Source organism: Dysgonomonas sp. PF1-14, assembly GCF_029892965.1.
Taxonomy (GTDB): domain Bacteria; phylum Bacteroidota; class Bacteroidia; order Bacteroidales; family Dysgonomonadaceae; genus Dysgonomonas.
Map to the genome: position 1 here is coordinate 67,573 of NZ_JARXWN010000013.1, position 11,261 is coordinate 78,833.

An 11,261-nucleotide genomic window follows, 5' to 3' on the forward strand; every position below is an offset into this window, starting at 1 on the left:
TGGATAAGATGAAATGAAATACTAACTAATAACTATTAATTTCCAACCCGCATTCTTACTCCCGGATTTATTCTGGGAATGAAAACTTTTTCTCCTATAGTAATCTTGTCACTGGCAGAGCAGGCTCCGTTTGTAACAGTCCATTCCAGTGTTACACTCTTCGATTGGTCAGCCAATATAACTGTAGTGTTATAGCTCGAATCATCTGCTATGGTTGCCGCCCCACTGACTACAGTCCATAATCCGGTTTGTCCTGTTTTTGGCTTATTAGCGCTCATTGTAAAGCTCTTATTGTTGCTTTGTGTAATATCTTCACCAGCGTCTGCTTCCGGCATTGTGCTGATACTTACTGTAAGTTCCGATCGTTTCAGACTGATACAATTTGTCTTGGAATCGGCAAGGGAAATGTAGTATTTACCATTCTCCAATGGAGATTCTTCATCGAGAGCATCCCCGCCTTCTGCATTCTTGTACCAGTTGATGATACCGCCATAGTTATTAATATAATTTGCAGCCGGCGACTCTTTCATGATCTGGTCTGCTAGGTCGGCTATAGTGTTCTTATCCGTTTCGCAGTAGGAGGCAGTCGATATTTTCGTTCCATCGAGAAATATTACTGTCGGTGGCTGATAAGTAACTGTCATCTCATCGGTAGCTGTACAGATAGCAGAACCAGTTGCAGTGGCATCATATATTATCTTTACTCTGTATGTTCCACCTAGCCCATGATCGCGCGCATCTATACTTACTGCTTTAGGATCTACATTTAATTGGGCGAATGTAGGTGTCGGATTGCCATCTTTGTCAAGTACTTGTTTTGACCACTCGTATGTAGATAGCGGACCTCCGTAGAACTCTTCTGCTGAGATTATGTAAGTCTCATCGTTGTCGTTGCCGTTTTCATCGGAGGTAGTTTTGCAGGCTGTATTGTCCGGTAAGCCTACAAGGCCGGGAGTACCTTCAATGAATACTACGTTTTCATTTAGTCCGTAATTACTACTGTTGACATCGAATTCGAGGGTTGCATTGCTTGCTATAATACCGCCTACATTCACATAATCATATGTATTGTGGTCGTGGTTGAGGTAATTAATTGTCGCTGTACTAGTTTGTGTGCTTCCGGTTTCGGTACCAGCGCGAAGGTAGTTGAAGTTACAAGGTGTGCCGTTCAGTATCAACTCACTTTCTATGGTTTGTGTACTTCCGGCTGCAAGGCGTAATGTCAGCCCTTTAGGTATCAATGTAATTTTACCGAACTTATTATTATTGCTAATTGTAGAATTACCGTTTAAGATAAGGTCATTAATATTTATTCCTCCACTAATAGTATTAGTGGAGGTACTTGTTTCAACAATGTTGTATTTGTGGTCAGGATATCCTGTAAGCATTACAGATATCATTATCTTACTGCCATCTGCTTGTAACTGATTAGAATTAGCATTGGTGGTACTGCCAATATATTTCCATATTGTTGTAGTAATATTTGCATTTTTGATATTTACAGAATTTCCGTATGAGCTGCTGCTGGATTGAAAACCATCATTCATTCCTGTTCCTGTAAATTTCATGTCTACATTTTCTGCATTTAACGTAACATTACTTACTAATGCAAACCTTGTTGATTCTAAGTTTGTTAAATTTAGATTCAGAGTTGTGTTGTTTATGGAAATGTTATTCCCTTTCCATTTATCCATTTCGAAGTCTACTTGTGCGGCATTAGTTATATTAAAGGTGTTGAGTTTTATCATATCATTGGATATTTTCCATTTGGCATTAGCATTGTTTATGGTTAGAGTACCGGAATAAGTGGTGGAGCTACTACTGTTAATCCATTCACCATCTTGTACGTTGCCTATTAATTGAATTGTATTAAATTTCATTGCTTTCCCTAGCTTTACTATATTGCCATAGCAGTAAAGTATGCCTATGGAAGAAAAGGTAATTCCGGACGGAGCATCGTTTTCAGTTATCATGTTATTGAAGCGCCCTCCATATGTTGTGCTTGGAACTATAATGTTGAATCCTTTACCATCTGTCGATGAATGTCGGTTGAAATATACATTGTCTGTCATTGTAGGAACACAGCCGCCTTCGATAGGATTGCCATCAGAGTTGGTAGTCCAGTGTAACGGGTCGTCCCAGTTACCGGCTCCCCCTATCCAGTAAAGATCTTTCGATGCTGAACTTGAGAATGTCCATCCGCTGTTATTGCCTTCATCTATCCCCGTAGCAGTAAAACTACCGGCACTTCCATCTATTTTACTTGCATGTACTCTTTGCATCCATACATTCGGTATATGTATGTCTTTATCAGATTTTAGGTTGAACTTGTTGTTGTCCGACAATATGGATGCATGCATTACCATCAATCCGCTACAATCGGGAGTATTGGTTATAATATCTTCCGTAATTGTGAGGTCAATTCCATTGGTCCCAATTAGCGTACAGTTGGGAGGTAAATTGAGAACCTTAACCTCCATGCTATTAGAAATATTAACTGTGGCGTTCGCTTTAGACGCTGTTACGGAATTAAATTTACCATTTACTACATTTAGTATTATACTGGAATAGGTGGCTGTGACATTATAGTATTCAGAATTAGCTAGATTGTCAGTAAAGGTACTGCTACTGACTATAATATGGGAAGTGCCGGCATTCAGATTGCCTGCATAATACCAGTTGGATACAGACAGCGTAGACGAGCCCAGAATAAGGCTCCGATTACCATGAGACAACGCTGGCAGGTATCCTTTAAAGTCCTTTATTGTTACATCTCTACTGTTAGTATTTAGGATTCCGGCAGTGAATGTAAGATTGGAGCTGGCAGTGAAGTCATCTTGTAGTATCCAGCCACCAGTACCGTTAAATTCTATAGTGCTGAACTTAGCACCACTTGTAGTGATAGTTTCATTAAGGTCTACCGAACAAAATACTACCTGATTTGACATCGTTATGTCCGGTTTCAACATGTGCCATGAACCGTAGCAATACATTGCTCCATTAAATAAAGCGGTAGGTGGAGAGGTAAATCCATCGGTAACAGTAATGTCATGAAACTCCGCTGCAACACCGGTAACGGTAATCATTTCTGTAACTATGGAACTTTCATTGAAAATCACATTGTCGAAACGGGTCGGCATACAATATGCTCCCCCTCCATCAGACCAATTGCTCTTGTCGTTCCACTCATGGTTGCCTGCATCGCCTACCCAATACAGGGTTTTGCCTGCGGGCTCTGTAAATATCCAGTCGGCCACAGCTGTAGTAGCAGTATTGCCTCCTCCATCTATTCCTGTTACTTCGAAGCCATTTGTACCCTTCGATGCTATATTTGAAATAACAGCATTGGTAAGTTTAATAGTTTCTCCACTGTTGTTGTTGATTGTGCCATTAGAAATACTGTAATATGCTTCACAGGCTGCTGTGTTGTCAATGATAGTACCTGTAATAGTGAGAATACTACCAGAAGTTATAGTATATGCTTGTGAAGGAGCTAATTGAAGTATGTTAACAGTTCCATTTCGTGGGAAGCTACCTCCTACTTTTTCGAAAATAAGTTCGTCAATGATTCCTAAGTTCGTAATCTCAGCTGATTGGGAAAGGTTCTTAATGATTACTTTGTATATCTTATTACCAGCTTTATAATTACAAAAATTACCATTAATAATATTAAATACAGATCTATTTGCATTTACACGTCCTAGAAATGGCCATGCACCTACTGTGACTTTCGTATTTTCTCCAAGTGTTATAACTGAGTTATAGTTGTTTGAACTACTCATATTTCCTGCAAGTGTGAAAGTTTCTAATTCAGGTAGAAGCAAAGGTACAGACGAGGTATGCGTCATGCTTCCACCTGTAAACGACCTACAAGACGGTGCGTTTAAGGTAGCGGACGAGCCCAGAATACAGGGACCAGAGACAGTAATGGAAAGAACTTTCGGACAGTCTAATAAGGTATTAATTCCGCCTATAGACAATGCACCTGTTGAAAGGGATGTCAGTTCTGGAAAGTTAATTTTACTGGTACTAGAGGTACTTGTTGAGATTCCTCCGCCAGTGTCGTACGTTTCTAGAATTGGAAAGTTAATAGTTCCGGAGTTTACCCAAAGTCTGGTCGTATATGCTCGCGAACTTGTAAGAAAGTTCTTTAAGTTTGGGAAATTTATAGTACTACCTGTCACAGAAATGTATGCGTTGGTAAGGCTTTCGCTACTGTAGTTAATTGTACCTCCATTGAATTCCAGTGTATGATTAGAATTTATTTCACCTTCGATATTTAAGTCACCGGCTCCTTTTTTGGAGAAGTAAGTATTCATTTGAGCTCCATTTGTGGTTAGGGTAGACGTATAACCAATAACAGGTTGCATACTGAGCGAATAACTACTATTATCACTAGAACTTGTAAAAGCTATATAACGTTGTAATGTAACATCTTCTGTAACAGAGAGAGTGCTTCCGAATGAAATTGTCGGTGAGTTAGCTGCAGTTAATGTTTCAGCAAATGTCAAAGATTTTACTGTGGCTGAAACATTTAAAGTTACAGTATAAGCAGTTGTAGACCCTATGCCTCCCGAGTTCCCATCAAAGATAACATTTGTATTAGATGTCGGTACAGAAGAAGGTTGTCCGGCAACGGTTCCATCTAGCTTTCCCGAATTAAAAGACCAGTGAGACAGATCGTTCCAGTTACCCGATCCTCCTATCCAGTACATAGTCTGCTCGGATTGTGCCATCAGGTTGACGGATGCGATGGCAGAGGTAAATACGAGTAGTGCTATCAAACAGAGTCGTTTGATAATTATATTATTTATCTTTTTCATCAATGGTTATTTTACTTTGAGTACGATGTTCATATATGTTTTCTCCGATATGGTGTAGCCGTCTACCAGTTTGTAGACCAGTACCCCTGTATCACTGAGTGATACTATTTCGAAAACAGCCTTGTCGTAGTAGATGACAAAGTAGTCCAGCCTATTGTTGGCAAATACGGGAAGTGTGGCCGTACTTGAGCTCTTTATTGTAGTAGTGAGGTCTGCCATGCCAAATTGCCCTGCATATATATCGTACAAGTCTAAAGAAAATTGCTTCAGCGCATCATCGTAGGCTGGGTCGCCGGTGTCGGTAGGCAGTACGATGGACGGGATATAGAAAAAGCTGTCGGTTTCGGGCACCAGACGTACCCAGCGTGCACCGTTATTGTAATAATAACCGGGAACCACGTCGGCTACACTATTTGTGTTGTAAACGGTCATCCCTGCCACATGGTTTTCCATCGGGGCAGGCGATATGCTCGATGTGAGTGCTACACGAGGCATCAGCACTCCTTTGGATGATGTCCCCTGATCGTTTTCTTTAAGATCGAGCAGAGCGTCTTTATGAGGTTCTGTCCCTGTTCCGATAGTAACCTGCCCATATGCAAAAACTTGTGTGAGCAATAATAAAATTAAAGATAAAGTGCGAAAAATACTTTTATTTTCCATTAGTTTGAATGAATTAAGTTTGAGAAGTTTGTTCATTTATTTGTTAGTTAAAATATAGGTCAAGAGTTTGTAAGTTTGATAAAGCTTTTCTATATCTATTGAATGGATAGATATCTAATATTTCGTCTTTATTTTGTATATAAATGTTTTGCTTTTCGCTTTTGTGCTGCAAAACTAATTATTTAATAATCTTATCGTTAAAAGCAGAGTATGACACAGGCAAAAAAAAGGTATGACCCAAGCAAAAAAGTATTTTTAATAAGTGGAGTCAGATTATATGACTCATACAGCTTATTTCTCTGAACTCTTTTGGTGTCATATCATATTTTTGTTTGAATAATCGGTAGAAAGTACTTTTGTTAATAAATCCGGCCGAGGTGTAGATTTTTTCCACAGGAATATTCATGTTTTCAGATAATAAAATGCGTGCGTACTCCAGCCGGTAATTATTTATATACTCGTTGAAAGTCATATTCACATTGTCCTGAATTGCCTGCGTCAGGTATTGCCTGTTTGTGCCTATCTGTATGGCAAGGGATTCTCGGCTAATGTTCGGGTCTTTATAACAATGGGTACTCAATAATAATATTTCTGCTTTTTCGAATATGGATGGCTCTTTTTCTTCATTTTCTAATTCTCTTAATTTAGATAAGGACAATCCTTTGATCTCCTGGCGGTATTTATCCAGTTCCTGATATTGTGTCACAATTTTTTCATTTTTCTTTTTCATTTTTTCGAGATTATGCTTTATCAACAATGTGATTGCTATCATAAGGAAGCAGATACCCCCCATAGATATAACCAGCATCAGGGAATGATATACTTTTGCTTTATCTTCCAAAGACTGTTTTTCGAGCTTGTCTACATTATATATAGTGTACATTTCGCTGAGTTGACGTGAGACATTTTCCATGTTTGCCTCTTTTGTATATAATAATACATCTGATTTCAAAGTAAAAGCTTCTTTATATTCACCTTTGGCTGCAAGGATATCAGATTTTAAGATTTTTACTTCATTGAGGTTGTATTTATTTTCGTATGCAGAAGATATTGTATAATGATCGACTGCCATATTTATTAAATTAAGTGCCTTATCATATTCTTTGTTTTTCATATAGTACTCAGCTAAACATACTTGAACACTATAGTACAAGCTGTGCATAGGTCGTATACTGTCAGTATATAGTTCCAGTTTTCTGGCGTAAGGGGATGCTTCTTTTAGTTTATTCATATTAACGAATGCTCGGAATTTACCCATGTCTGATGCTATTATGCAACATTGTATCACAGGATATTTTTCCGGAAGTTTCGTTGAATATTTATCAATATAGAATTTCATAGAGTCACTGTATGCAAGCGCTAAATCATTGTTGCCTAGCAGATCACAGGCTTCTACCATTTTGTAAAGAGTGGGTGGATATTTTGATAGCCAATACATCGGATTTTGAGAGTCTATTTTTTTGATGATATCTAATCCTTCCTGAAACGAATTCAGTGCGTCTTTGGGGTTGTTTGAATATAGATATGCCAATCCTAATAATAAATAGGCATCCGCTTTTATTTCATTGTTGTCCAAAGCTTCGCAATCTCTGATCAGATCAAATATTCGGACAAAAGTCCCATCTCTTTTTCCGTAGAAGAGTTCTAATTCTAAACTGTTCATTTCTACTCTGAATGCTTCAACAGGCCGTTCTGCTTTTATAAAGTATTCTTTTGATTTTTCAGTATAATATCTCGTGCTATCATATACTTCCATCCCAAAATTGTTATCCATCCCAAAACTGCAATAATGAGCTGCTATATAAGCATATGCAATGCCTTTCATATAATCGTTTTTTTGCTTAAAAGCTTCTTTTTCCAGTTCTCTAGCCAGCCTTAAATGTTCGGTAGGGTTGGCCGCATCGGCTTTAAGGCATTCTTTATTTAAAGAGTCTAATAAGCTTAAATTAGCATCTTCTTCAATGTATTGATTGTGTTTACATTGAAAATACAAAAAAGCGATTGCCAGACATATAACAGTCCGGAGAGTTGTTTTCATAACAAATTTACAAAGAGTTAAAATTTAGAGTAATTATTGCTGAAAGCAGACTTCTGTTTGTTTTCTATAACTTGTTTGTCCTGAGCTCATAATAAACTAAAGTTTTGTGAATTTATATGGGTTAAAATACGGATCAGGTGTTCTGTGTCTGGCGAAGGATTCGTATATTAAAAGCAAAAAGATATTGAATATGTATTTGGATAATACACAAGATTCAATAGCTTGAATGTTTTGTATCTTTATGTAGTCTTATTATCCTGTCTTATTTGCTATACAAAGCTAATTGTTAATACTCTTTTTTATTCAAGTTGAGGTATGACTCAAGCAAAAAAGAGGTATGACACAAGCAAAAAGTGATATTAAAACAGCAAAATCAAGGTGTCGCAATTGCAATACCTTGATTTTATGTTAATTACAGTAAATCTGGGAAGGGCATTTTTTGTTGGTAAAATCAGAAAAATCAGATTGTATGGGTTGTCATACAGCTTATTTCTCTGAATTCTTTAGGTGTCATATCATATTTTTGTTTAAATAATCGATAGAAAGTACTTTTATTAACAAATCCGGCCGAGGTGTAAATCTTTTCTATGGGGATATTTATATTTTCAGATAACATAAGACGAGCATACTCCAGCCGGTAATTATTTATATACTCGCTGAAAGTCATATTCACACTATCCTGAATGGCCTGTGTCAGGTATTGCCTGTTTGTCCCTATCTGTATGGCAAGAGATTCTCGGCTAATGTCCGGATCTTTATAACAATGGGTATTTAGCAGATACTCTTCCGTTTTTTCGAACAAAGTGGATTCCTTGGCGCTACTTGCCGATTCTCCTTCTTTTATTAAAGCGAGTCCTTTGATCTGCTGGCGATATTTATCCATTTCCTGATATTGTGCTACGATTTTCTCGTTTTTCTTCTTCAATTTTCTAAGATTGCGCCTAATTGTTAAAGTGATTGCTATCAGCAGGAAACAAACAATCCCCATGAATATAATTACCATCAGGGAATAACGAGCTTTTGCTTTATCTTCCAATGACTGTTTTTCCAATTTATCCACGTTATATATAGTGTACAGTTCGCTGAGCTGACGGGAGGCGTTCTCCATATTTACATCTTCTATGAATGTTAACATATCTGATTTCATCTGAAAGGCTTCCTTGTATTTACCCTTAGCTGCAAGTATATCAGCTTTTTTGTTTTTTGCAATGTTAAGATTATCATAGCTTGAAGATGATTTATTATACTCAATTACTTCATCTATTAGTTCAAGGGCTTTGCTATATTCTCCGATCTTCAGATAATAAGTAGATAAAGTGCCTAAAGTCTGATAATATCTGGGTGTTTTTTCTCCGATTAAATTATTATCTCGATATAGTAGGAGCTTCTGAATAAAAGGAAAAGCTTCTTTTACTTTATTCATTTTTAATAAAACACTGACTCTTTGCTCTTCATATACTATTGACCATTCTTTTGCCACTGGAGATGTGTCTCCGATAAGACGTTTATTAACATAATATTTCATAGAGTCGCTGTAGGTAAGCGCTAAGTCGTAGTTTTTTATACTGCTGGCAGCTTGCGTTAACCGTAAAAAAACTTTTATATAATAATTAGTCTGAGCTTTAGTATCTTGATCATCCATTGTTCTTATATATTGTAATGCGATTTGGGAAGTATTCAAAGTTTCTTTTGGATTGTCCAGAACTATATATATCGTTCCTAACAAATTGTAGGCGTCTATTATGGCTTTATAGTCTTTCAGATCTTCACATTTTTTAATCAAATCAAATATTCTAACAAGGTTGCCTTCTTTTTTCCCCATATATATTTCCCATCCCACAACACTCGCTTCTAATCTAAGTGCTCTATTGGGCTGCCCTCCTTTTATAAAATACTCTTTAGCCTTTTCAGCATATAATCTCACGCTATCAAATGTTTCTATACCCGTTTTTTGATAATATCCTGACATAAAACTATATGCAGAACCTATCATAGAATCATTTTTTTGTTTGAGAGCTTCTCTTTCCATTTCTTTCGCTATTTTTAGGAGTCCAGGGGTGTAAACAGCCTTTCTACATTCATCCCTTAACGAATCCAATATTATTTTATTATTTTCTCCTGAATTAGATTGATTGTTTTTACATTGAGAACACAATAATGTGATTGCCAGACCTGCAAGAATCCAGATTGCTTTTTTCATGATTTATTTGCTGTTTCAGTAGTTTTTAGTGTTTTTTACCTATTTGTCTATACAAAGGTAGTAATAAAGCTTTGTAATCTGTCAAAAAGGAATGGCTTAATGAATCCTACACTATATGCAACTTCGTTTACGCGCATATCTGTTTCGAGCAATAACTTAAAAGCTCGAAGAAGATCGCACACGCAAAATAAATCAGAAAATATGCAGGTTACTTGATTGAGAGAAAGTCAGAAGGTGTCGATTCTTGAGACACCTTCTTTTTGGTTAAATGACCGCCCTATTCTTTTCTGCGTCGACCATGCCGGACATAAGCTCAACTGTTGATTCGTATTATTTATGTTGGGTTGTCGTATGCATATACAAGTATGACTATAATTAAATTTTCAGCAAATTTTATACTGGCTATATCACATCATATACTCCTTTAGTCAGAACTTTAGTATCGGAGTCTAATTTGTCGTCAGGAATAATTTCTATCCAGTCACCATTTCTTTCTCCTGTTTTGACTAAAGTCTTGCGGAAAGTATAAATACTCTCTTTTTCCGATTCCAGAACTAAAAGGAAGTTATTGCCTTCTTCTGTTGTAACAGCATCGAAAGGCACACTTATAGCATTGCGGGAATCAGCGATAAGCTGAGCTTCTACAAACATACCTGTCAATAGTTTCCGCTTTGTATCTGTGTCTAAAGAGGCATAAACGTTAATAACACGATCGTTTCCTCCAACTGATTTCCCAATTTGTGTAACCTGTGCTTCGAACTCATCCGAACCTACTTGCGGAACTGTAAATTTTATTTTTTGTCCGTTTTTCAGGTTGAATATATCTTTTTCGAAGACAGCCAGTTCCAGATGCATAGCCTGTGTTTCTACAATCTCCATGATAACATCGACAGGAGAGATTGCCATACCCACATTTGCATTGATAACAGTGATATCTCCCGAAATGGGAGAGTAGACAGTAATATAGGATGAGAATTTTCCCTGCTCTACCTGCGATGGGTTGATGCGAAGCATATTCAACTTTTGGCGAAGGCTTTCATAAGTAGCTTTGGCACGTTTATAATCGCTTTCGGCTTCGAGGTATTTCTTTTGAGAAGATATCTTTTCGTCGAATAACGTCTTTTGTCTTTCATATTCCGATTTCAGGTATTCCATCTGTCCGGCTATTTCCAGATATGACTGTTGCAAATCAATGTATTCGGGACTTTCGAGAGTTAATAATGGTTGGCCTTTAGATGCTTTATTGCCTACAAGCAAGGAAATGGATTTAACATATCCTCCGATAAATGAAGTTACTTTCGCTCTGTTTTTGGGTGGTACATCTATTTTACCCGAAGCTTTTACCATATTGTCGAATTCCCTTTCCTTAAGCGTGCTTATTTCCATATTCATGGAATTAAATTGATCTTGGGTAACTTCCACCAGAGCCGTATCTTCCTGTTCTGGGCTATTCCCTTCTGACGATTTGCTTTCTCCGCCACAGGAGTTTAGCAGGGCAATTGATAATACCGTTAATATATAATAAGAATACTTCTTCATC

At 37.2% G+C, this 11,261-nt stretch carries 5 protein-coding genes; all 5 read right to left on the reverse strand.

Annotation, left to right across the window (positions count from 1 at the left end):
• Positions 1 to 35: 35 nt before the first annotated feature.
• Positions 36 to 4,823 carry a hypothetical protein gene (locus M2448_RS14895; protein WP_280647143.1) on the reverse strand — a complete coding sequence of 1,596 codons (4,788 nt, stop codon included), beginning with the start codon at positions 4,821 to 4,823 and terminating at the stop codon, positions 36 to 38.
• A 6-nt stretch (positions 4,824 to 4,829) separates the two neighbouring features.
• The gene (locus M2448_RS14900) at positions 4,830 to 5,519 is read right to left on the reverse strand and encodes a hypothetical protein (RefSeq protein WP_280647142.1); all 690 of its coding nucleotides are present in this window, start codon (positions 5,517 to 5,519) and stop codon (positions 4,830 to 4,832) included.
• Between the two features lie 232 nt (positions 5,520 to 5,751).
• Positions 5,752 to 7,521 carry a response regulator transcription factor gene (locus M2448_RS14905; protein WP_280647141.1) on the reverse strand — a complete coding sequence of 590 codons (1,770 nt, stop codon included), beginning with the start codon at positions 7,519 to 7,521 and terminating at the stop codon, positions 5,752 to 5,754.
• Between the two features lie 460 nt (positions 7,522 to 7,981).
• Positions 7,982 to 9,721: a helix-turn-helix domain-containing protein gene (locus tag M2448_RS14910; protein ID WP_280647140.1), complete on the reverse strand. Its 1,740-nt coding sequence runs from the start codon at positions 9,719 to 9,721 to the stop codon at positions 7,982 to 7,984.
• Positions 9,722 to 10,123: 402 nt separating this feature from the next.
• Positions 10,124 to 11,260, reverse strand: coding sequence for an efflux RND transporter periplasmic adaptor subunit (locus M2448_RS14915; protein ID WP_280647139.1), 1,137 nt, complete (start codon positions 11,258 to 11,260; stop codon positions 10,124 to 10,126).
• Position 11,261 lies beyond the last annotated feature (1 nt).